The sequence below is a fragment of the Mycobacterium sp. MAA66 genome, from assembly GCF_041261665.1.
Lineage (GTDB): Bacteria > Actinomycetota > Actinomycetes > Mycobacteriales > Mycobacteriaceae > Mycobacterium.
Window position 1 is genome coordinate 139,661 of the sequence record NZ_JBGCCC010000005.1, and the last position, 21,742, is coordinate 161,402.

The window sequence follows — 21,742 nt, forward strand, 5'->3', positions numbered from 1 at the left end:
TGGGAGTGGATATGAGCGAAACCCCCAAGCCTCGCCGCAAGCGCGCCGACGGCGAACTGTCCCGCGAACGAATCCTGGACGCCGCCACCGAAATTGCCTCCGAACGCGGATACGAGGGCACCAGTATCGGACTGGTCAGCAAGAAATGCGGGCTGCCCGCCAGTTCGATCTACTGGCACTTCAAGGACAAAGACGACCTGCTCGCCGCGGTCATCGAGCGCAGCTTCGCCGACTGGCTACACGCCTGGCAGCTCCCCGCCGGCGGTGAGCCACGCGAGCGCATCACCACCCTGGCCCTACAACTCGCGAAGGCGCTGCTCGACAACCCCGACTTCCTCCGGCTCGGGCTCATGCTGGCATTGGAGCGCCGACCGGTGGAGCCCCGAGCTCGCGAGATGTTCCTGTGGTCGCGCACGCAGGCGGCCGAGTCCTTGCAGCAGGCACTCGCAGACATGACCGCGGGACTCGAACCCGCACAGGTTCAGCAGTTGGTGACCTATGCAATCGCCGGCGCCGACGGGTTGTTCATCGCCAAGGAGATCGGCGGCGACACCGTGGACCTGCTTGCGCTGTTCGAATTGCACGCCCACGCCCTATACGACACGGCGCTACGCATGATCGCCGAGAACCGCCTGTCATGACCGTGGCCCACGGCGTGTCCACCCGACGGGATTACCCGGTCGCCATCATCGGGTCCGGCAACATCGGCACCGACCTGATGATCAAGATCCTGCGCAGCGGCGGCCCGCTGCGGGTCGCGGCGATGGTCGGTATCGATGCCGCCTCCGAAGGGCTGGCCCAAGCCAGGCGATTCGGCGTGCCGACCACCCCCGGTGGCATCGACGGTCTACTCGCGATGCCTGAATTCAGCTCTATCAGAATCGTTTTCGATGCCGCGACCGACAGCGCACATCAACACAACCGGGCCGCACTCGCAGCCACCGGCGTGCGGATACTCGACCTCACCCCGGCCGCCATCGGCCCGTACTCCGTACCCGCGGTCAACCTCGACGATCATCTGGACGCGCCGAACCTGAACATGGTGACCTCCGACGGGCAAGCCACGGTGCCGATCGTTGCCGCTGTCGCAGCCTGCGGCATCGTCTCCTACGCCGAGGTCGTCTCATCGATATCGAGTCGGTCAGCCGACACCGGAACCCGCGCCGGCCTCGACACGTTCATCGAAACCACCTCCACCGCACTGCAATCGGTCGGCGGGGCACGGCGAGGCAAGGCCATCATGGTGCTCAACCCGGCCGACCCGCCAGTGCTGATGCGTAACACCGTCTACTGCCTGGTCGACGGCGACACCGACCGAAATGCTATCGAGTCATCGATCACCGACATGGTCGCACGGGTCAATTCGTATGTACCCGGATACCGGCTCAAACAACGCATTCAATTCGAAACGTTCGCGAACAGCAAGGCGCTCTACCTACCGGATACTGGCAGCTTCACCGGCACTCGCGTTACCGCCATGCTCGAAGTCGCCGGTGCCGCAGACTATCTGCCCGCGTATGCAGGCAACCTCGACATCATGACCGCCGCAGCCAGGGCCACAGCCGAACGCGTCGTTGCCCGGACCGTCGAAATCGCCGGAGCGGCAACATGAGTCACGACCTCTACATCAGCGACGTCACGCTGCGTGACGGCATGCACGCCGTCCGTCACCAATACACCCTGCACGACGTGACCACCATCGCCACCGCTCTCGACCGCGCCGGGGTGGATTCGATCGAGGTCGCCCACGGCGACGGGCTCGGCGGGTCCAGTTGCGTGTATGGATTCGGCGCCCACACGGACTTGGCATGGATCGAAGCCGTTGCCGGCGCGGTGCACCGGGCGAAGGTCGCCACGCTTCTGCTGCCGGGTATCGGCACCGTGCGTCACCTCACCGACGCCCACCGTGCCGGCGCAGCCGTGGTACGGGTGGGCACCCACTGCACCGAGGCCGATATCGCCGCCCCGTACCTGGCCGCCGCTCGCAGTCTCGGTATGGACGCCGTGGGCTTTCTGATGATGAGTCACCTGACCGATCCGCACTCGTTGGCCGAGCAGGCCCAGTTGATGGAAAGAGCCGGTGCCACGTGCGTTTACGTCGTCGACTCCGGCGGCGCATTGACCATGCGAGACATCACCGACCGCGTCGAGGCACTACGTCAAGCACTGGACGAGGCAACCGAAATCGGCATCCACGCCCACCACAACCTGTCGCTCGGGGTGGCCAACTCCATCGTCGCCGTCGAGCACGGAGCAAACCGGGTCGACGCGTCACTCACCGGTATGGGCGCCGGCGCGGGCAACGCTCCACTGGAGGTGTTCATCGCCGTAGCGACCAAAATGGGCTGGCGGCACGACTGTGACCTCCACGCGCTGGAAGACGCTGCCGACGACCTGGTTCGACCCTTGCAGGATCGCCCGGTTCGAGTCGATCGCGAAACGCTTACCCTCGGCTACGCCGGGGTGTATTCCAGCTTCCTTCGTCACGCCGAAATCGCCTCGGCCCGTTTCGGTGTCGATGCCCGCACCCTGCTCGAAGAAGCCGGCCGTCGCGGCATGATCGGCGGCCAGGAAGACATGCTGACCGACATCGCCCTGGACCTCGCCACCTGAACGACTTGCGTGCGCGCGTATGCTGGAGTTATCGGCGGTATTTCGTCGCATGGCTGGTCAAAGCTACGCCGTCGCCGATTCGAAGAATTTGGCCGGTTCGCGGTCAAGGCGGGAGCGTCTCGATGACGCTGCAACACGACCACACAACCACGACAGAGCGCACATCCCCCAATCAGACTCCACGATTGAGATTGAAGCCCAAAGCTCCCCGCAGCGGATTCGTGGATGGGGCGTGGTGGCCGCACACCGGCAATCTGACCAATGAACTGCCGGATCTCTTGGCGGTGCTGTCTGTTCGGCTGGGAGAGATCGACCGCGTCTTGTACAACATCGGCGAGTGGTCGAAAGCCCCCACCAAACTCGCCGTCGGAGGGCGGCGGGTACGACTCGACGGATACCAGCGCCAGCCGGTCAATACGGTCGAGGTCATTGGACTCGACCGCGACAGGATTGTCCTTCTCACGGTGCCGGCCGACACCGATCCGGCCGAAGCGCATTCGGCGTTGATGACCGCCGCGAGCCCCAACAATCGCTCAACTGCGACGGACCTGCTGGTGACAGCGCAGCACGCCGACTAACGAGAATTGATGTCTTAAGCTGTGCCCCAATAGATTTGGATGCATCAACTTGCATTCATCATGAAAGAAAGTAGTACAGCATGACCGAAGGAACCGTTAAGTGGTTTAACAACGACAAGGGCTTTGGCTTCATCGCCCCGGACGGCGGGACGGCGGACGTATTCGTTCACCACTCCGAGATCCAGGGCGGCGGCTTCCGCAGCCTGGAAGAGAATCAGCGGGTGAAGTTCGAAGTCACTCAGGGTGATAAAGGCCCGCAAGCCGTCGGCGTAACCGCCCTCTGACCTTTTCCGAACCCCCGGGGCTGACGCTGCGTCACTGCGCGCCGCACCGGGGTCCGGAGTCAGCCGATCGACACCAGTTGGCCCAATGAGTCGATCGGCAGATCGCCATCCACAACGGCCGTCACAGCCATTCCGGTCAGTGCAATAGCACCGTCGTGATTGTCAAGGAAGGCGATGTCGGCTGCATCGCGTCCGGTGGCGATACGCACGAGGGACTGTCGCGGTGCCAGCAGAGTCGCATCGACCACCCGCCAGCTTCCCTCGACAAAGGCTTCGGCCACGGCGTGAAAGTCCATCGGGGACAAGCCCGGTGCGTATACCGACACCACACGGGCCGGAACGTAGACCGCACGCAGCAAGGCCACTACCAGGTGGGCAAAATCCCGGCACACACCAGTACCGGCAAGCAAGGTGTCCACCGCGCCGTCAATGGGGTCACTGGAGCCCGCGACGTATTTCAGTCGGTTTCCAACCCACGAGGACACCTTGTCCAGCAGCACCGTCGAACCGACATAGTTCATGAATTCCGTTGCGGCGAAGCCGAAGAACTTGTCGACCTCCGCGTACCGACTGGGCCGCAGATACATCGACAGGTCGTACTCGGTGACGGGAGCAGGATCGGCGCGTCCATCGATGGTGGCGGCGTAGTGCACTTTGAGAGTGCCACCGGCGACGTCCATCTTATGGATGCGGTCGCCGTGCATACCGCTGATCTCAATGGGCTCAATCGGATTGCCGTCCAATACGACGGACAACGACTCCACTACCTGAGCCCCCGGATGTGGAGCGACTGCGATCTGGAACTCCAGCGTCGTCGGGGCAGTTACCTCCACTTCAAGGTCGACCCCTACTTTTCGCCGCATCGAGCTCAGGTCATCAGTGGTCATCGACGCCAAAAGCTGCGTACTCGGTGTGCGCTCTGATCGCCCTCGACGTCGAGCCACTGTCCCGACTGATAATTGAAGGGCTTCTTGGCGCCAGTTCGAATCACGTCGAGGCCACCGTCGTTGCGTTTGAAATATGCATCGCCGAAACGCGAATACTCGTCGACGCTCCCGTCGGAACGTGTCACGGTAACGGTCATGGTCGGACCTCCAATGAGCCGGGATCGCCGACTGGTATGTAGTTGACGGACAACGGCTCAGCCTTCGGACCGCACATTGCATCTTCTGAAGGATCGATCTTCGGCGCACTCGACACGTGGCCGGCAACCAGATTCCTTCGGAGTCGGGCATTTTCGCTCGCAATCCGAGCTGCCCGACACTATCGACGTTACGCTACATTTGGTCCGGCGGCAGCACAGTTGCCTTGCGCGATGTCCACGTTTCCCGCCGTGGCGGGTGAGCACGCACGCACGCAGGTAAATCGCACTACAGGCCCAGGTCTTTGGCGATGATCACCTTCATCACCTCACTGGTTCCGGCGTAGATCCGGGCCACGCGGGCATCGGTGTACAGCCGGGCGATCGGGTATTCCATGATGTAGCCGTATCCGCCGAACAACTGCAGACAGCGGTCGATCACCCGGGCCTGCATCTCGGTGCAGAACAGCTTCACCCGAGCAGCATCCGGTGCGGACAACTCACCATCGGTGTGTAGCGCGACGGCACGGTCCAGCATGGCCTGGGCTGCCTCGACTTCGGTTGAGCAGGAAGCCAATTCGAACTTGGTGTTCTGGAACGAGGCCACCGGCGTACCAAAAGCCCTGCGGTCCCGGGTGTAATCGATGGCTGCCGCGATCGCCGACCGCGCCTGGGCCACCGAGCCCACCGCGACGGTCAATCGTTCCTGCGGCAGATTGTGCCCCAGGTAGCCGAACGCCTCATCCACCCCGCCCAGCACGTTGGCCGCCGGAACCCGGACATCGACGAAGGACAGTTCGGCGGTGTCCTGCACCTTGCAGCCCATCTTCTCCAGTTCGCGCCCGCGGGTGAAGCCGGGCATGCCGTCCTCCACCACGAACAGGGTCAACCCCCGCCGACGATTGGACGGGTCGGTCGAGGTGCGCGCCACCACGATCACCAGGTCTGCCTGCATGCCACCGGTGATGAACGTCTTGGCGCCGTTGACAATCCAATCGTCACCGTCGCGCACGGCAGTGGTGCGCATACCAGCCAGATCCGACCCCGTGCCAGGTTCGGTCATCGCCACCGCGGTCAACAATGTGCCCGATGCCAGGCCCGGGAACCAGCGCTCGCGCTGCTCGGCATCGGCGTAGGTCAGGAAGTAGGGCAGGATCACCTCGAGCTGGGTGCGCACCGTGGACAGCGTCACCAGCGCCCGCGCCGCCTCTTCCTGCAGCACCACGTTGTAGCGGTAATCGGGTTGTCCCCCGCCGCCGTATTCCTCGGGTATGGCCATGCCGAGCATGCCCAGCGAACCCATCGTTTCGAAGACTTGGCGTGGCATCCGGCCGCCCTTCTCCCAGGACGGGTAGGCCGGTACGACCTCCTTCTCCACGAAATCCCGTGCCAGGGCCCGGAAGGCTTCGTGATCTTCGGTGAAGAGATTGCGCTGCACCCGATCCCCCTAGACGACCAGTTCGACCAGCGTGGCGTTGGCCGTTCCGCCGCCCTCGCACATCGACTGCAGGCCGTATCGAATTCCGTTGTCCCGCATGTGGTTGATCATGCGGGTCATCAACACCGCGCCGGACGCGCCGAGCGGGTGGCCGAGCGCGATGGCCCCACCCAACGGGTTCAGCCGCGCCTCGTCGGCTCCGGTCTCAGCCAACCAGGCCAGCGGCACCGGCGCGAAGGCCTCGTTGATCTCGAACACCCCGACCTCGTCGATTCCGACACCGGCCTTTCGCAGCACCTTTTCGGTGGCCGGGATCGGGCCGGTCAGCATCAGCACCGGGTCGGCCCCGGTCACCGCGCCGGCGACGTAGCGCACCAGCGGGGTCAGCCCGAGCTGCAGTGCGTTCTCCAGGGTCATCACCAAAAGTGCTGCGGCACCGTCGGAAATCTGCGACGAGTTGCCGGCGTGGATCACCCCGTCGTCAATGAACGCAGGCTTGAGCCCGGCGAGCTTCTCGGGCGTGGTGCCGCGGCGGATGCCTTCGTCCTGGTACATGATGCCCCCATCGGCTCCACCTGAATCGCTCCTCACGTCCGCAGTGAAGACCGGAACGATCTGGGTGGTGAACGCCCCGCCGTCCTGAGCGGCTGCGGCGAGTTCATGCGACCGCGCAGAGTATTCATCCAGTCGGGCCCGCGACAGGTTCCACTTCTGCGATATCAGCTCCGCCGAGATGCCCTGGTTGAAGCTGAAACCGTCGTAGCGGGCAAGGGCTTTCGGACCGTAGGGCTGTCCCGTCTGGCGGGCCGCGCCCAGTGGAACCCGGCTCATCACCTCGACGCCGCCGGCGACCACGATGTCCTGCTGCCCCGACATCACGGCCTGCACCGCGAAATCCACAGCCTGCTGCGAAGATCCGCACGCCCGGTTGACCGTGGTGCCGGGGATGTGTTCGGGCCATCCCGCGGCCAGCACCGAATAGCGGGCGATATTGCTGGACTGGTCGCCCACCTGGGAGACACAGCCCCACACCACATCGTCGACCAGATCCGGTGCCACCCCGGCCCGGTCCATCAGCTCATTGAGTACCACCGCAGACAGGTCGGCGGCGTGCTCGCCGGCCAGCCCGCCGTTGCGCTTACCGACAGCCGTACGTACGGCTTCGACGATCACAACTTCCCGCATCTGCGCTCCTATCCGATCACGCCGTCGGCCCGCAGCCCGGCGATTTCCACAGTCTGGTAACCCAATTCGCGCAGTACCGCATCGGTGTGCTCACCAAGTCCCGGAACCGCGCCCATACCCATCTCGAAATCGCTGATCACCGGTGGCGGCAGCAAAGCGTCGATGGGGCCGTTCGGGGTGCCGATCTGCCGCCATCGGTCGCGGGCCTTCAGGTGCGGGTGCGCGATGACCTCGCTGGGCAGGTTGTAGCGGGAGTTACCGATGCCGGCCATGTCGGCCACCCGCTGAATATCGTCGAGATCACGCTCGGCACACCATGATTCGATGGCGTGGTTGAGTTCATCACGGTGTGCGCAGCGGTCGGGGTTGGTGGCGAAGCGGGAATCGTCGGCCAAATCCGGCCGAGAGATGATCTCCCGCGCCAGCCGCTGCCATTCCCGGTCATTGGTGGTGCCCAGCACCACGGTCTGCCCGTCCCGGGTGGCGAAGGCACCGTAGGGCGCGACGGCCGGTGAACTCATGCCGAGCGGGATCTGGTCCACTCCGGAGTGCTGGGTGTAGGCCAGTTGGTACCCCATGATGTCGGTCATGGTGTCGAAGAGGCTGACCGCCACCGACGGCGCCGGGCCGGTATCACCGGATCGGGCGCGCCCCAGCAACAGTGCCATGATCGACAGCGCCGAGTACAGGCCTGTGGTGACATCGGCGACCGCCGCCCCCGGCTTGGCCGGCATGCCGGCGTACCCGGTCGACGCACACGACCCCGATTCCGCCTGTACCAGAAGGTCATACGCACGCTTGGCCGATAGTGGTCCTCCTGGCCCGTAGCCGTCGATCTCCAGAGGTATCACCTGCGGATGGCGCACACGCAGATCCGCCGGGGACAGGCCAAGTCGTGCGGTGGCCCCGGGCGCCAGATTGGAGACGAATGCGTCGGCCCCTTCCAGCAGTCGGTGCAGCACCGCCACTCCCTTGTCGGACTTCAGGTTCAAGGCGAGCGACTGCTTGCCCCGGTTCGCCCACACGAAATGCGCGGCCTGGCCGAGCACCACGTCGTCGTAGTCACGGGCGAAGTCGCCGCCGTCGGGGTTTTCGATCTTGATCACCCGGGCACCGAAGTCGGCCAGCACGCGGGTGCACATCGGCGCCGACACCGCCTGCTCCATGGCGATGACCGTGATCCCGGCCAGTGGCAAACGCGAGTTGCTGGTCAGGTCCATGGTTCGCTCGTAAACTTCGCCCACACCGTCACATAACCATGCCGCCGTCGACCGGCAACACCTGCCCGGTGATATACGACGCAGCATCGGAGGCCAGGAACACGAACGGCCCGGCCACTTCCTCGGCTTCCGCCCAGCGCTTCAACGGAATCCGGTTCATCATGTTGGCCGCGAATTTCTCATTGCTGCGGATGGTTTCGGTCATCGGTGTCGCGGCCAACGGCGCCAGCGCGTTCACCAGGACGTTCTTGGTGGCCAGCTCGCGGGCCAGCGACTTGGTCATGCCGATGATGCCGGCCTTGGCCGCCGAGTAGTTGACCTGCCCCAGGGTTCCGGTGATGCCCGCCGACGAGGTCACGTTGATGATCCGACCGGTGCCGTCGGTCGGGAGGTACGGCAGCGCCGCCTGCGCACAGTGGAAGGTGCCCATCACGTGGACATCGAAGGTGAGTCGGAAGGTTTCGTCGGTGAGCTTGGGGAACATCGCCGGTGCTGTGACGCCGGCGTTGTTGACCAGGATGTGCAACGTGCCGTCGGCCAATTCAGATGCGCGCAACGCGGCCGCTTCGGCCGCCTCCCGGGAGCTGACGTCCAGTGCCGCGCTGTCCGCAGTGCCGCCGGCGGAGGCGATGCGCTCTGCCACTGTGGCAGCCGATTCCGGATTGATGTCGGTGACCAGAACGGCGGCACCGGCTTGCGCCAGCGCGGCGGCCACCGCGGCACCGATGCCACAGCCGGCACCGGTCACCAGGGCCGACCGGCCGGTCAGGTCGAACATCGGGTTCGTCATTGCGCTCCTAGCGGATCAGTAGCTCTTCGGCAGGCCGAGAACGTTGGTGCCCAGGAAGTTCAGGATCATCTCCTGGCTCACCGGGGCGATCTTCATCAGTCGGGCCTCCCGGAAGAACCGGGAGATGTTGTACTCCTCCGAGTAGCCCATGCCACCGTGGGTCTGTAGGGCCCGATCGGCAGCGGTGAAACCCGCATCCGCACAGAGGTATTTGGCCATGTTGGCCTCGCGGCCGCAGGACTTGCCGTTGTCGTACAACCAGGTGGCCTTGCGCAGGATCAGCTCGGCGGCATCCAGCCGGGCCAACGAATCGGCCAGCGGGAACTGGATGCCCTGATTCATCCCGATCGGCCGGTCGAACACCACACGTTCGTTGGCATATTTGACGGCGCGGTCCAGGGCTACCCGGCCGATGCCGAGTGCCTCGGCGGCGATCAGCATCCGCTCCGGGTTCAGGCCGTGCAGGATGTAGGAAAAGCCCTTGCCTTCGTCGCCGATCCGGTGCTCGACCGGCACCCGCAGGTCATCGATGAATAATTCGTTGGAGGACACTGCATTTCGACCCATCTTGGTGATCGGTCGGATGTCGATGTGGTCGCGGTCCAGGTCGGTCAGGAACAGTGACAGCCCATCGGTGGGCTTGTCCACCTGATCACGTGGCGTGGTGCGGGTGAGCAGCAGGATCTTCTCGGACTCCAGCGCCTTGGATATCCACACCTTGCGCCCATTGACGACGTATTGGTCGCCGTCCCGCTTGGCGAAGGTGGTTATTCGCGAAGTGTCCAGTCCCGCAGTCGGTTCGGTCACGCCGAAGCACACGTGCAAGTCACCGCTGACGATCCTCGGCAGCGTCTCGGCTTTCATCTCGTCGGAGCCGAAGACCACCACCGGCTGCATGCCGAAGATCGACATGTGGATGGCGCTGGCGGCGTTCATCGCGCCGCCGGAGCGGGCCACCTCCTCAGCCAGGATGGTGGCTTCGGTGATACCCAGGCCGTGCCCGCCGTACTGCTCGGGAATGGTCATGCCGAGCCAGCCGCCGCCGGCGATGGCGTCGTAGAACTCCTGCGGGAATTCGTGCCCCTGGTCTTTCTGCATCCAGTAGTGGTCGTCGAACTTGGCGGCGAGTTCGGCAACCGATGCGCGGATCAGCTGCTGATCTTCGGTCAGTTCGAAGTTCATGCCACTAGACACCGTCTGCTCCTAACGTGATGTGTGCACGACCGCGCGCCGATGCGGTCACTCGAGCACCGGCGCCTGGTCTGGCCGAACCACTAGTCCTTGTTGCCGGTCAACTGCTTTGCGTTGGCGGCGAACGACGACATGTCGGCGTGGGCGTGATCGTGCTTGCTCAACGCCTGGATCGAGACGTCGTGACCTTCGGCGGCCTTGCGCAACGCCCCGACCGTGGCCTGCTCTTTGGACATGTGGCTGAAGGGATCGAAGTGGTACCACTTCATCGCGTTCTCATACGTCATCTTGTTGATCTCGTCGTCCGGCACGTCGTTGGCTTTGAGCACCTCATCGAGTTGCTCGGGCGCACCGGGCCACATCGAGTCACTGTGTGGATAGTCCGCCTCCCAGCAGATGTTGTCCACCCCGATATGACCGCGGGTGGTCACGCCCACCGGGTCGGCGATGAAACATGTCAAGAAATGCTCGCGGAACACCTCACTGGGCAGCTTGCCCTTGAAATCCTGACCCGTCCACGTCGAATGCATCTCGTAGGTACGGTCAACGCGCTCAAGGAAATACGGGATCCAGCCGGTGCCGCCCTCGGACAGCGCGACCTTGAGGGTCGGGTACTCCTTGATCGGACGCGACCACAACAGGTCGGCGGCTGCCTGCACGATGTTCATCGGCTGCAGCGTGATCATCACGTCCATCGGGGCATCAGGGGCAGTGATGGCCAACCGACCGGACGAGCCGATGTGCACGTTGAGCACCGTCTCGGTGTCGACCAGCGCGTCCCACACCGGCTTCCAGTACTCGAAGTCGTGGAAGCTCGGATAGCCCATCGCCGCGGGGTTCTCGGTGAAGGTCAGCGAGTGCACACCGCGGGCGGCGTTGCGCCGGATCTCGGCCGCACACGCCACCGGGTCCCAGATCACCGGCAGTGTCATCGGGATGAACCGCGCCGGATAAGCGCCACACCACTCCTCGACGTGCCAATCGTTGTACGCCTGTACCAACGCCAACGAGAACTCGTGATCATCGGTGGCGAACAACCGACCCGCGAAACCGGGAAACGACGGGAAGCACATCGACCCCAGGATGCCGCCGGCGTTCATGTCCTTGACCCGCTCGTCGACGTTGAAGCATCCCGGCCGGATCTCATCGAGGCCCTGGGGCTCCAGGCCGTACTCCTCCTTCGGGCGGCCGGCAACCGCGTTCAGCGCGACATTCGGGATCACCACGTCACGGAACTGCCAGGTGTCGCTGCCATCCGGGTTGTGGACCAGGCGCGGCGCCTCGTCCAGGTACTTCTTGGCCAAGTGGTTCCTGAACATGTCCGGCGGCTCGACGATGTGGTCGTCGACGCTGATCAGGATCATGTCGTCTTTGTTCACAACCGCTCCTTGTCCCCAACTGGCGGCACCGCCGCCACATTCTCTACTTTAGGAAACTAGACTCTCGCAGTACGAGAATCAACATGCCATCGGTCGCGCCAGTCCCCGGCACCTGCAGTTTTGGGGTTCAAACGGGCAATTCCATCGAACCACGCGGGCGCCGGCGCATTGACGTTTCAGGCAAAAGCTGGAAACCTGTTGGTCAAATACGAGAATGTGATTCTCACAAGCGAGAGCCGAGAGGGGGTGAGGTCCGGTGCGGGTAGCACCCCTGCCCCCCGACGAGTGGGACGACGACGTGATCACCGCGCTGTCCGGGTTCGTGTCCCCGGAACGCATGGAGCGCCGACAGGCCGGCACCGCGCTGGAAACCCTGGCCCGCCACCCGAAACTGACCCGGGCGTTCCTTCGGTTCAACGGCTATCTGCTGTTCGGTTCGACCCTGCCCGCGGGCCTGCGGGAGCTGGCCATCCTGCGGATCGCCCACCGCCGGAGTTGTGAGTACGAATGGGTGCACCACGCCGAGATGGCCGAACGCGAGGGCCTCTCCCCCGAGGCCATCGACAAGGTGCGGCGCAGTCAGGCCGACGACGAGTTGAGCCAGGCCGTACTCACCGCCGTGGACGAACTCGACGAACGATCCAACGTCTCCGACGCCACCTGGGCGGTGCTGTCGGAGCACCTCGACGAACGCCAACGCATGGACCTCGTCTTCACGATCGGCAGTTACGGCCTACTGGCCATGGCATTCAACACTTTTGGCGTGGTACCCGAACAGGAGAACTGACAGATGGCGCACTTTCCGAAACCCGAGGCCGGCAGCTGGACCGAGAACTGGCCCGAATTGGGCACAGCTCCGGTCGACTACACCGACTCGATCGATCCGGAACAGTGGAAGCTGGAGCAGCAGGCCATCTTCCGCAAGACCTGGCTGCACGTGGGCCGCGTCGAGCGGCTACCCAAGATCGGCAGCTATTTCACCCGCGAGATGCCGTCGGTCGGCACCGGTACATCGATCATCATCGTCAAGGACAAAGACGGAACCGTCCGGGCGTTCTACAACCTGTGCCGGCACCGCGGTAACAAACTCGTGTGGAATGACTATCCGGGCGAAGAGGTTTCGGGCAGCTGCCGCCAATTCACCTGCAAATACCACGCCTGGCGCTACGCGCTCAACGGCGACCTGACTTTCATCCAGCAGGAGCAGGAGTTCTTCGACGTCGACAAGGCCGACTACCCGCTCAAGTCGGTCCGCTGCGAGGTCTGGGAGGGCTTCATCTTCGTCAACTTCGACAACGACGCCGCGCCGCTGGGGGAATACCTTGGCGATTTCGCAAAAGGCTTGGAGGGCTACCCCTTTCACGAGATGACCGAGGTGTACAGCTACCGATCGGAGATCAAGGCGAACTGGAAGCTGTTCATCGACGCGTTCGTCGAGTTCTACCATGCACCGATCCTGCACATGAAACAGGCGACCAAGGAAGAAGCCGACAAGCTCGCCAAGGTCGGCTTCGAGGCGCTGCACTACGACATCAAGGATCAGCACTCGATGATCTCGTCCTGGGGCGGCATGAGCCCCCCCAAGGACCTGAACATGGTCAAGCCGATCGAACGGATCCTGCACAGCGGCCTGTTCGGCCCGTGGGACCGGCCCGACATCAAGGGCATCCTGCCCGACGAGCTGCCGCCCGCGGTCAACCCCGCGCGTCAGAAGACTTGGGGTCAGGACTCTTTCGAATTCTTCCCCAATTTCACTCTGCTGCTCTGGGTTCCGGGTTGGTACCTGACCTACAACTACTGGCCCACCGGTGTGGACACCCATATCTTCGAGGCCAACCTGTACTTCGTCCCGCCCAAGAACACCCGCCAGCGCCTGTCGCAGGAACTGGCGGCGGTGACCTTCAAGGAATACGCGCTGCAGGACGCCAACACTCTGGAGGCTACGCAGACCCAGATCGGAACCCGCGCGGTCACCGAGTTCCCACTGTGCGACCAGGAGATCCTGCTGCGGCACCTGCACCACACCGCGCACAAGTACGTCGACGAGTACAAGGCCTCCCAAGCCGTCAAGACCAATGGAGTCGCACATGTCTGAGACCACCGACGCCTTGCTGCCCGCCGAATTCGCCGATCTGGAGCGCTTTTCCGACTGGATACTGGCCACCGAACCGGAGCGCTACGCCAAGCGACTGGCCTCGTCCATGGCCGAGATGCAGGATCTGTACGACGTCGGGCTGGCCCGGCTGGAAGAGGTCATGGTGTATCTCGACGCGCGATTCCCGTTGCACGACATGCCCGAAGACGCCAAGCGGCTCATGCATCTGATGCAGTCCGTGGTCATGGTCAGCTTCCCGGTCGAGGTGTGGAAACAGCCCCGGGTACTCGACAGCGGCGCGGCCTGGGTGGAGTTGGTCCGCGAGCCGGTGGTCTGAGTCATGTTGACTCTCAAGGCGGCCGGCCTGGTCGACGTCGATGCCGGGACGATCATTCGTCCCGGCATCGTCCGTGTCGACTGCGAGCGCATTGTTGGGATCGGCGGCGAAATTCCCAAAGGTTCAGAGGTTCTCGACCTCGGCGACTCGATCCTGCTGCCGGGGCTGATGGACATGGAGGTGAACCTGCTCATGGGTGGCCGGGGGGAGAATCCAGGCCTGTCCCAGGTGCAGGACGATCCGCCCACCCGGGTACTGCGCGCGGTCGGCAATGCCAGACGTACGCTGCGGGCGGGATTCACCACAGTGCGTAATCTGGGGCTGTTCGTCAAGACCGGTGGGTATCTCCTCGACGTCGCGCTGGGCAACGCGATCGATGCGGGGTTGATCGAAGGGCCACGCATCGTGCCTGCGGGACATGCCATTACGCCGACCGGCGGGCACCTGGATCCGACCATGTTCGCCGGCTTCATGCCCGGCGTCCTGGAGCTGACCGTCGAGGAGGGCATCGCCAACGGGGTCGACGAGATCCGCAAGGCGGTGCGCTATCAGATCAAGCACGGCGCCCAGTTGATCAAGGTGTGCTGTTCCGGTGGCGTCATGTCGCTCACCGGAGAGGCCGGCGCGCAACACTATTCAGACGAAGAACTGCGGGTCATCGTCGACGAGGCGCACCGCCGTGGGCTGCGGGTGGCTGCGCACACCCACGGCGCCGAGGCCGTGAAGCATGCGGTGGCCTGCGGCATCGACTGCATCGAGCACGGCTTCCTGATGGATGACGAGGCCATCCAGATGCTGGTGGACAATGACCGGTTCCTGGTCACCACCCGCCGGCTGGCCCAGGCCATGGACGTATCCAAGGCACCGAAGGCATTGCAGGACAAGGCCGCCGAGATGTTCCCGAAAGCCCAGACTTCGATCAAGGCGGCCTACGAGGCCGGGGTGAAGATCGCCGTCGGCACCGACGCGCCGGCGATCCCGCACGGCCGCAACGCCGACGAACTGGTCACCCTGGTCGAGTGGGGCATGCCTCCGGCCGCCGTATTGCGCGCCGCAACGGTGGTGGCCGCGGACTTGATCAATGTCACTGACCGCGGCCGCCTGGCCGACGGGATGCTGGCCGACATCATCGCCGTCCCGGGCGATCCACTCCAGGACATTACCGTTACACAGCACGTGAATTTTGTAATGAAGGGCGGTAAGGTCTTTCGTAATGAGTACGCCACCTAGAACTGACGATCTGGTCGAGATCCAACAGTTGCTCGCCAAGTACGCCGTGACCATCACGCAGGGCGACATCGAAGGTCTCGTCAGCGTTTTCACCCCAGACGGCACCTACAGTGCCTTCGGCGACACCTATGCACTGGAACGGTTTCCAGTGCTGGTCGATGCCGCACCCAAAGGTCTGTTCATGACCGGTGTGCCACTGGTCGAGTTCGATGCCGACGACCCGGATGCTGCCATTGGCACCCAGACGTTGTGCTTCATCGAGCATTCGGCACACGAGATGCGGATCGGCTACTACCGCGACACCTACCGTCGCACCGCGGACGGCTGGCGGCTGAAAACCCGTGCCATGACCTTCATCCGGCGCAACGGTGATCACGATCATGGCAAGCCACATGCGATCGGCCGGCCTCCGGCCGATGTCGCCGGCCAAGCGGCTCCGACCTCATGACCGACCTTCACGACCCCGCCATCTTCCGTGTCGCACTGCAAGCCTGGCTGGCCGAGAACGACCTGACCCCACCCGACGATCATTCGTTGGACGGCCATATGCGCCAATTCGCGCGCGTGCAGAGGGCGCTGTACCAGGGCGGTTGGAGCCGGTACGGCTGGCCCGAGCACGCCGGCGGTCTGGGCGGCCCGGCCATGCTTCGGGCCATCGTCGGCGAAGAGGTGGTAGGCCGCCGACTTGCCGAGCCGGGTCCCTACTCGATGCTCGAGGTGCTGGCGCCGACCATGATCGATTACGCCACTGCCGAATTGGCCGCCGAGATGGTGCCCAAGCTGCTCAGCGGCGAAGAGCAGTGGTGCCAAGGATTTTCCGAACCCGGCTCGGGCAGTGACCTGGCGTCGATCACCACCCGCGCAGTGCCGGACGCGGAGGGTCAGCGCTACACCATCAACGGTCAGAAGGTGTGGACCAGCTTCGCGCAGTACTCCCACAGGTGCATCCTGCTGACCCGCACCGGCGAGGGCCACGCTGGAATCACCGCGTTCTTCGTCGACCTGGACACCCCGGGCATCACGGTGCGGCCGCTGCACACCATGCACGGGGTCGACGAGTTCTGCGAGGTGTATTTCGATGACGTCGTGGTCGACTCCAGCCGAATGCTCGGAAAGGTCGGCGACGGTTGGAAATTGGCGATGGACCTACTGCCCTATGAACGCTCGACGTGCTTCTGGCAGCGCATCGCTTATCTGTATTCACGATTCGACGCATTGATCGGCAAGGTCCGCGGCGCCGGCATCGGCGTCGATGACGAGTTGGGTGAGGCGTTCCTGGCGCTGCACACCCTGCGCTGCCGATCGTTGGTCACCCAGCAACGGCTGGCTGCCGGACACAAGCTCGGCCCGGACACCTCGATCGACAAAGTGCTATTGGCCGACGCCGAACAGAAGCTCTACGACACCGCACGAGACCTGTTGCCCGGCACCATCGAACTGTCCGATGACGACTGGCGTGCCGAATTCCTGTATTCGCGTGCGGCCACCATCTATGGCGGTACCGCCGAGGTACAACGCAACATCATCGCCCGTCGACTGCTGGATCTCGGGAAGGAGTGACTGCCATGGATGCCGAATCGTTGGGGTTGCTCGAAGGCACCCTGCGCAAGACCATGCTCTCGTCGTCCGGTGCCGAGTTGGACGCCGCGCTGGCCGACCTCGGCTGGGCAGACATGCTGGCCGAGATGCCCGACGTCGCGATCCCCCTCGTGTTCCGACTCTTGGGCGAAACCGGTTCGCATGCTTCGGTTGTCAACGATGTGCTGCTGGAGACCATCGGCGGCCTGCCCGGCGGCACTCCACCGATGCCGTACGCCGGTGGCGGCTGGGTGATCTGGGAACAGATTCCCCGCGCGGACATCGCAGTGCTCGGTGGGCTGCCGCTACGGCAGGTGCCTGACGGCGAACTGATGCGGATGAGCGAAGCCCGCAAGGCACTGGGCTGGTGGCTGATCGGGTCCGCACGCGCGATGTTGGCGCTGGCACGTCAACACGCGCTGGACCGGGTGCAGTTCGGCAAACCGATCGCGTCGTTCCAGGCCGTGCGGCATCGGCTGGCGGAGACCTTGGTGGCCATCGAAGGCGCGGAGGCAACCCTGTCGTTGCCCGACGCCGAAAGCCCTGACCTGACCGCGCTGCTCGCCAAGGCCGCCGCGGGCAAAGCCGCGCTGACCGCCGCCAAGCACTGCCAGCAGGTGCTCGGCGGCATCGGCTTCACCGCAGAACACGAGTTGCACATCCATGTGAAGCGCACGCTGGTGATCGACGGATTACTGGGTAGCTCAAGAGAACTCACCAAGAAGGCCGGTGCAGGCCTTCGGGCCCGCGGCTCCGCTCCTCGCCTCGCCCCGCTCTAGCACCCCTCCGCCCCGAAGGGGAACGCCACTTTTCAGGCAGCCCTACTTTTCGGACGCGAATGAGAATACAATTCTCGCCATGGGAAAGCTTCGATCTCGGACACGTGGTCGACGAGGAGGTCCAGCGCGCCGATGGCAAGACTATCTCCGGTACAGTTCATCCATGCTCTCCCTGATCGACCTGCAGCTGAGCCGCTGGTGACGACCACCCCCAGCGACGAACCCGCCTGGAAACAACGCGCGGTTGAACGGTCGATCAAGACGGCCAAGCTGCGTGCCGCGCAGCGCGTGCAGCGGTTCCTCGACGCGGCCCAGGCCATCATCATCGAGAAGGGCAGCACCGACTTCACCGTCCAGGAAGTCGTCGACCGTTCACGGCAGTCGCTGCGCAGCTTCTACCTGCAGTTCGATGGCAAGCACGAGCTGCTGCTGGCACTGTTCGAGGATGCACTGAGCCGCTCAGCCGACCAGATCCGGGCAGCCACTGCAGGCCAGACCGATCCGATCGAGCGACTCAAGGTTGCCGTTCAATTGCTGTTCGAGTCGTCTCGTCCCGACCCAACCGCCCGTCGCCCCCTCTTCACCGACTTTGCGCCGCGCCTGCTGGTCTCGCACCCGTCCGAGGTCAAGATCGCCCACGCGCCGCTAGTGGCCTTGCTGACCGAACTCATGGAAGAGGCCTCGGAGGCAGGCGTACTGCGGTCCGGCATCAATGCCCGACGGATGGCCGCGATGACGATGCAGACCGTCATGTTTGTTGCGCAGTCAAGCAGCTCCGATGACGCCTCCATCAAGCCGATCACAGCTGATGAAGTGTGGGACTTCTGCGCCCACGGATTCGCCGCGGACTAACCCGAGAATCGCATTCTCGGGACCGAGAGCTCTACCGCCAGCGGACGCCTGAGCCAACGTGAGATCGCCGGCCAACATGGCAGTGTTCTCACCATATGCGTGGCATCCATAGCGTCGGCCCCTCCTGATCGAGCACGCACGTCGGCCGCACCCTTCTGCGACCAGAACCCCTACCAACCCCTTGTCGACTGACGGGAACAGTCCCCTTTAACGCACGAGCGTTGCGATTAATCGGGCATCACGCTAACCTGGAACTAACGCATTGATCGCGCGTTAATGACTTCGTTGCGCGACAACAAACCCGAAAGACCCGAACACGAGGTACTTACTTGATGGTCACGGCGAATGGCTAAGGCACTCAAGCAATTTAGCCTGCCGGGGGCCGACGATCCCGTGGGTGATACCGCCGAAAACCGAGATGGCAACGGCCCGCGCCTGCAATCGATTCCACGAATCAGGCAGCGGCCCAACAGCCCTCGCCAACTGCACCCACCGCCGCGCCGTCGCCCACAATACGGAAGGAGACCGCATGCCCACCCCACCTGAACTTGACGCGCTCACCGCGGAACAGCGAGCGGTCTACGAGCGCTTTCCCGCCAACCTGATGCGGTATCTCGTCCTGGCCCAGGCATCGGCAGGACTGTATCTAGATCTGGGAATATCATTCCGCTACTCGACACTGACACCCCAAGACCGCGAATGCGTCATCCTGCGGGTCGGTAGCATCCTCGACAATCCCTACGAGGCAATGCAGCACACTGACATCGCCCGTTCGCTGGGCGTCGGCGACGCCGTTATCGACAAACTGCTCAGCAAGGCCACCGACTTTCAGGACCCTCGGCTCGGGCGCTTGGTGACCTATGTCGACGCAGCAGTCACCAACACGGTCTGCCCCGAGATGGTCGAGGCCCTCACAAGCGATTTCACCGACCGGCAGATCGCCGAGATCGCCCTTCTCACTGGTCATTACGTGATGACGTCGATCTTCCTGAAATCACTGAACGTGCCCCTGGATGCGGGTCCGACCTCATGGGGCGACGTACCGCAGTAGCCGCGCCAACACCACCGTCCGTATACGAAAGAGAAACCCATGACCGACAACCAGAAGCCCACCGACGAGGACGAGGCGATCCTGCGGCGATACATCGCCGAATGCTCCAACTGGGGACGGTGGGGCGAGGACGACCAAATGGGTACCTGGAACCTGGTAGGGCCTGATCAGCTCCGTCATGCCGCTTCTTTGGTGAAGCAGGGCAAGTCGATTCCGTTGTCGCTGCCGTACGACCAGAGTGGCCCGCAGACCGGGCAGTGGGGCCGCTTCAATCCGGTCTTGTACTCGTCGCTGACCGGGACCGATGTGGTCACCGGGCAGCAAGACATTGTGGCCATGGGACTTTCACCACGCCCCGGTATCGGGTTCTCCGACCACACCGTGATCATGCCGACGCAGTCGGGCACCCAGTGGGACTGCCTGAACCATGTGTTCTGGGAAGGCAAGATGTACAACAACCGTCCCGCCGAGGAGGTTTCGGCCACCGCATCGGCGCACAACGCAGTCGAGCATGTCGCGGATAAGGGCATTGCCCGGGGCGTCTTGGCCGATATCGCACGATACAAAGGCGTCGATTCGCTCGACCCGGGGTACGCCATCACCAGTGATGACATCGAAGGATTCCTCGACAGCAAGGGCATCGAACTACTGGCCGGAGACGCCTTGCTGGTGCGTACCGGTTTCCTGGGGGCACGACGCGGCAATTGGGGTGACTATGCCGGCGGCGATGCGCCGGGAATCTCCCTGCACGCGGCGCCATGGCTGCGCCACAAGGACCTCTCCGCGATCGCCTCCGACACCTGGGGCCTGGAAGTGCGGCCCAACGAGATCGCCTACTTCCAGCCTCTCCACGTCGTGCTGCTCGTCCACGCCGGCATGGCCTTCGGTGAGATCTTCGACCTCGAAGCGCTCGCCGAGGACTGCGCGCGGGACGGCGTGTATGAATTCATGTTGGCCGCCCCACACCTGCCGATAACTGGTGCCTCCGGCACCCCAGTCGGGGCGTTGGCGCTGAAATAGGCTGCGCGGCCTATTGATAGTAGGTCGGGCGGCGGACGGTGTAGTGCTCCTCCAGGGCTTTGATCTCCTCGGCGGTGAGGGTCAGATCGACTGCCGCGGCGGCATCCACGAGGTGATCGGTCTTCGTCGCGCCGACGATCGGTGCATCCACGACGGGGTTCTTCAGCACCCAGGCCATCGCCACTTGTGCCATCGAGACGCCACGGTCGCGGCCAATGCGTTCGACTGCGTCCACCACCTTCTTGTCCGCGTCCAAGATCGTTGGGGTGCCGTAGATATCGCGGCGACGTGCCTCCGACTCTGCCCCGCGAGCGGTGGGGCGATCACTCCCCCACGGGCGGGTCAGGAATCCGCCGCTCAACGGGCTCCATGGGATTGAGCCGACATTTTGGTCGGCCAGCAGCGGGAACATCTCGCGTTCCTCTTCCCGCTGCAGCAGGTGGTATTGATCCTGCATGGAGATGAACGGTGTCCATCCGTGCAGCCGTGCGGCGTGTTGCATCTTCCCGAATTGCCATGCCCACATCGACGACGCGCCGAGGTATCGCGCCTTGCCGGCTTTGACCACGTCGTGAAGTGCCTCCATGGTCTCCTCGACCGGTGTGTCCGGGTCGAAACGGTGGATCTGATAGAGATCGATGTAGTCGGTGCCAAGGCGACGCAGTGAGGCGTCGACTTGTTCGAAGACGGCCCGGCGCGACAAGCCATGTCCGCCAGGGCCGTCACCGACCGGGGCCCATAGCTTGGTGGCGAGCACCACGTGGTCGCGGCGGGTGTACTTGGCGATCGCGGCGCCGGTGATCTCTTCGCTGGAACCCGCACTGTAGTTATTGGCGGTATCCCAGAACGTGATACCAAGGTCGACTGCTGTTCGGAAGATCGGCTCGGCCCGGTCCTCATCTAGCGCCCAATCGCGGCCGGCGCTGGGCCGACCGAAGCTCATACATCCCAGCGCAATCCTGCTGACCTGAAGCCCCGAATTGCCAAGTCGCGTGTATTCCATGCCGATCCTTCGTTAGTGCCAGGTCCCGACCCGTGACC

Annotated in this window: 24 protein-coding genes; 15 read left to right on the forward strand and 9 right to left on the reverse strand. The window is 63.8% G+C overall.

Features of this window, described 5'->3' with window-relative positions; all coding sequences use genetic code 11:
- The first annotated feature begins 11 nt into the window (after window positions 1–11).
- From ABIA30_RS16945 to ABIA30_RS16965, 5 genes are all read left to right on the forward strand, one after another.
- Window positions 12–641, forward strand: a complete 630-nt coding sequence (locus ABIA30_RS16945; RefSeq protein WP_370067386.1) for a TetR/AcrR family transcriptional regulator — start codon at window positions 12–14, stop codon at window positions 639–641.
- On the forward strand, window positions 638–1,612 hold the full coding sequence (locus ABIA30_RS16950) for an acetaldehyde dehydrogenase (acetylating) (protein ID WP_370067388.1): 975 nt from the start codon (window positions 638–640) through the stop codon (window positions 1,610–1,612). The genes ABIA30_RS16945 and ABIA30_RS16950 overlap by 4 nt, the downstream gene beginning before the upstream one ends.
- The gene (gene dmpG, locus ABIA30_RS16955; RefSeq protein WP_370067389.1) at window positions 1,609–2,613 is read left to right on the forward strand and encodes a 4-hydroxy-2-oxovalerate aldolase; all 1,005 of its coding nucleotides are present in this window, start codon (window positions 1,609–1,611) and stop codon (window positions 2,611–2,613) included. Before ABIA30_RS16950 ends, dmpG begins: the two co-directional genes overlap by 4 nt.
- Window positions 2,614–2,735: 122 nt before the next feature.
- On the forward strand, window positions 2,736–3,191 hold the full coding sequence (locus tag ABIA30_RS16960) for a DUF5994 family protein (protein WP_370067391.1): 456 nt from the start codon (window positions 2,736–2,738) through the stop codon (window positions 3,189–3,191).
- An 80-nt stretch (window positions 3,192–3,271) separates the two neighbouring features.
- Complete coding sequence (locus ABIA30_RS16965; RefSeq protein ID WP_370067393.1) at window positions 3,272–3,475, forward strand: cold-shock protein; 204 nt, start codon at window positions 3,272–3,274, stop codon at window positions 3,473–3,475.
- A gap of 59 nt (window positions 3,476–3,534) precedes the next feature.
- Here ABIA30_RS16965 and ABIA30_RS16970 read toward each other — a convergent pair whose 3' ends face one another.
- The 8 genes from ABIA30_RS16970 to ABIA30_RS17005 all read right to left on the reverse strand — a co-directional run bounded on the left by ABIA30_RS16970 (window position 3,535) and on the right by ABIA30_RS17005 (window position 11,759).
- Window positions 3,535–4,338 (reverse strand): transglutaminase family protein, encoded by an 804-nt coding sequence (locus ABIA30_RS16970; protein ID WP_370067690.1) that lies wholly within the window; start codon window positions 4,336–4,338, stop codon window positions 3,535–3,537.
- Between the two features lie 20 nt (window positions 4,339–4,358).
- On the reverse strand, window positions 4,359–4,559 hold the full coding sequence (locus ABIA30_RS16975) for a hypothetical protein (protein WP_370067395.1): 201 nt from the start codon (window positions 4,557–4,559) through the stop codon (window positions 4,359–4,361).
- Between the two features lie 286 nt (window positions 4,560–4,845).
- The gene (locus ABIA30_RS16980) at window positions 4,846–5,994 is read right to left on the reverse strand and encodes an acyl-CoA dehydrogenase family protein (RefSeq protein WP_370067397.1); all 1,149 of its coding nucleotides are present in this window, start codon (window positions 5,992–5,994) and stop codon (window positions 4,846–4,848) included.
- Between the two features lie 9 nt (window positions 5,995–6,003).
- On the reverse strand, window positions 6,004–7,179 hold the full coding sequence (locus ABIA30_RS16985) for an acetyl-CoA C-acyltransferase (RefSeq protein WP_370067399.1): 1,176 nt from the start codon (window positions 7,177–7,179) through the stop codon (window positions 6,004–6,006).
- An 8-nt stretch (window positions 7,180–7,187) separates the two neighbouring features.
- Window positions 7,188–8,399, reverse strand: a complete 1,212-nt coding sequence (locus tag ABIA30_RS16990) for a CaiB/BaiF CoA transferase family protein (protein ID WP_370067401.1) — start codon at window positions 8,397–8,399, stop codon at window positions 7,188–7,190.
- Between the two features lie 28 nt (window positions 8,400–8,427).
- A complete protein-coding gene (locus ABIA30_RS16995) occupies window positions 8,428–9,189 on the reverse strand; it encodes an SDR family NAD(P)-dependent oxidoreductase (RefSeq protein ID WP_370067403.1) in 762 nt (253 codons plus the stop codon).
- A 15-nt stretch (window positions 9,190–9,204) separates the two neighbouring features.
- Window positions 9,205–10,371, reverse strand: coding sequence for an acyl-CoA dehydrogenase family protein (locus tag ABIA30_RS17000; RefSeq protein WP_370067692.1), 1,167 nt, complete (start codon window positions 10,369–10,371; stop codon window positions 9,205–9,207).
- 92 nt (window positions 10,372–10,463) lie between these two features.
- Window positions 10,464–11,759, reverse strand: a complete 1,296-nt coding sequence (locus ABIA30_RS17005) for an amidohydrolase family protein (protein ID WP_370067405.1) — start codon at window positions 11,757–11,759, stop codon at window positions 10,464–10,466.
- A 256-nt stretch (window positions 11,760–12,015) separates the two neighbouring features.
- Here ABIA30_RS17005 and ABIA30_RS17010 point away from each other — a divergent pair, with 256 nt between their 5' ends.
- The 10 genes from ABIA30_RS17010 to ABIA30_RS17055 all read left to right on the forward strand — a co-directional run bounded on the left by ABIA30_RS17010 (window position 12,016) and on the right by ABIA30_RS17055 (window position 20,701).
- Complete coding sequence (locus ABIA30_RS17010; RefSeq protein WP_370067407.1) at window positions 12,016–12,546, forward strand: carboxymuconolactone decarboxylase family protein; 531 nt, start codon at window positions 12,016–12,018, stop codon at window positions 12,544–12,546.
- A 3-nt stretch (window positions 12,547–12,549) separates the two neighbouring features.
- Window positions 12,550–13,854, forward strand: a complete 1,305-nt coding sequence (locus tag ABIA30_RS17015) for an SRPBCC family protein (RefSeq protein WP_370067409.1) — start codon at window positions 12,550–12,552, stop codon at window positions 13,852–13,854.
- Entirely contained in the window at window positions 13,847–14,191 is a 345-nt protein-coding gene (locus tag ABIA30_RS17020; RefSeq protein ID WP_370067411.1) for a hypothetical protein, read from the forward strand. Before ABIA30_RS17015 ends, ABIA30_RS17020 begins: the two co-directional genes overlap by 8 nt.
- 3 nt (window positions 14,192–14,194) lie before the next feature.
- Window positions 14,195–15,421 (forward strand): amidohydrolase family protein, encoded by a 1,227-nt coding sequence (locus ABIA30_RS17025; RefSeq protein ID WP_370067412.1) that lies wholly within the window; start codon window positions 14,195–14,197, stop codon window positions 15,419–15,421.
- The gene (locus ABIA30_RS17030) at window positions 15,405–15,869 is read left to right on the forward strand and encodes a nuclear transport factor 2 family protein (protein WP_370067414.1); all 465 of its coding nucleotides are present in this window, start codon (window positions 15,405–15,407) and stop codon (window positions 15,867–15,869) included. The genes ABIA30_RS17025 and ABIA30_RS17030 overlap by 17 nt, the downstream gene beginning before the upstream one ends.
- The gene (locus tag ABIA30_RS17035; RefSeq protein WP_370067416.1) at window positions 15,866–16,981 is read left to right on the forward strand and encodes an acyl-CoA dehydrogenase family protein; all 1,116 of its coding nucleotides are present in this window, start codon (window positions 15,866–15,868) and stop codon (window positions 16,979–16,981) included. The genes ABIA30_RS17030 and ABIA30_RS17035 overlap by 4 nt, the downstream gene beginning before the upstream one ends.
- A gap of 5 nt (window positions 16,982–16,986) precedes the next feature.
- Window positions 16,987–17,778 carry an acyl-CoA dehydrogenase family protein gene (locus tag ABIA30_RS17040; protein WP_370067418.1) on the forward strand — a complete coding sequence of 264 codons (792 nt, stop codon included), beginning with the start codon at window positions 16,987–16,989 and terminating at the stop codon, window positions 17,776–17,778.
- A gap of 132 nt (window positions 17,779–17,910) precedes the next feature.
- Window positions 17,911–18,630, forward strand: a complete 720-nt coding sequence (locus tag ABIA30_RS17045) for a TetR/AcrR family transcriptional regulator (RefSeq protein WP_370067420.1) — start codon at window positions 17,911–17,913, stop codon at window positions 18,628–18,630.
- Between the two features lie 529 nt (window positions 18,631–19,159).
- Complete coding sequence (locus tag ABIA30_RS17050) at window positions 19,160–19,681, forward strand: carboxymuconolactone decarboxylase family protein (protein ID WP_370067422.1); 522 nt, start codon at window positions 19,160–19,162, stop codon at window positions 19,679–19,681.
- 39 nt (window positions 19,682–19,720) lie between these two features.
- The gene (locus ABIA30_RS17055; protein ID WP_370067424.1) at window positions 19,721–20,701 is read left to right on the forward strand and encodes a cyclase family protein; all 981 of its coding nucleotides are present in this window, start codon (window positions 19,721–19,723) and stop codon (window positions 20,699–20,701) included.
- 10 nt (window positions 20,702–20,711) lie between these two features.
- On the opposite strand, the gene ABIA30_RS17060 is transcribed toward ABIA30_RS17055, so the two are convergent.
- On the reverse strand, window positions 20,712–21,704 hold the full coding sequence (locus tag ABIA30_RS17060; RefSeq protein WP_370067426.1) for an aldo/keto reductase: 993 nt from the start codon (window positions 21,702–21,704) through the stop codon (window positions 20,712–20,714).
- Between the last annotated feature and the right edge of the window lie 38 nt (window positions 21,705–21,742).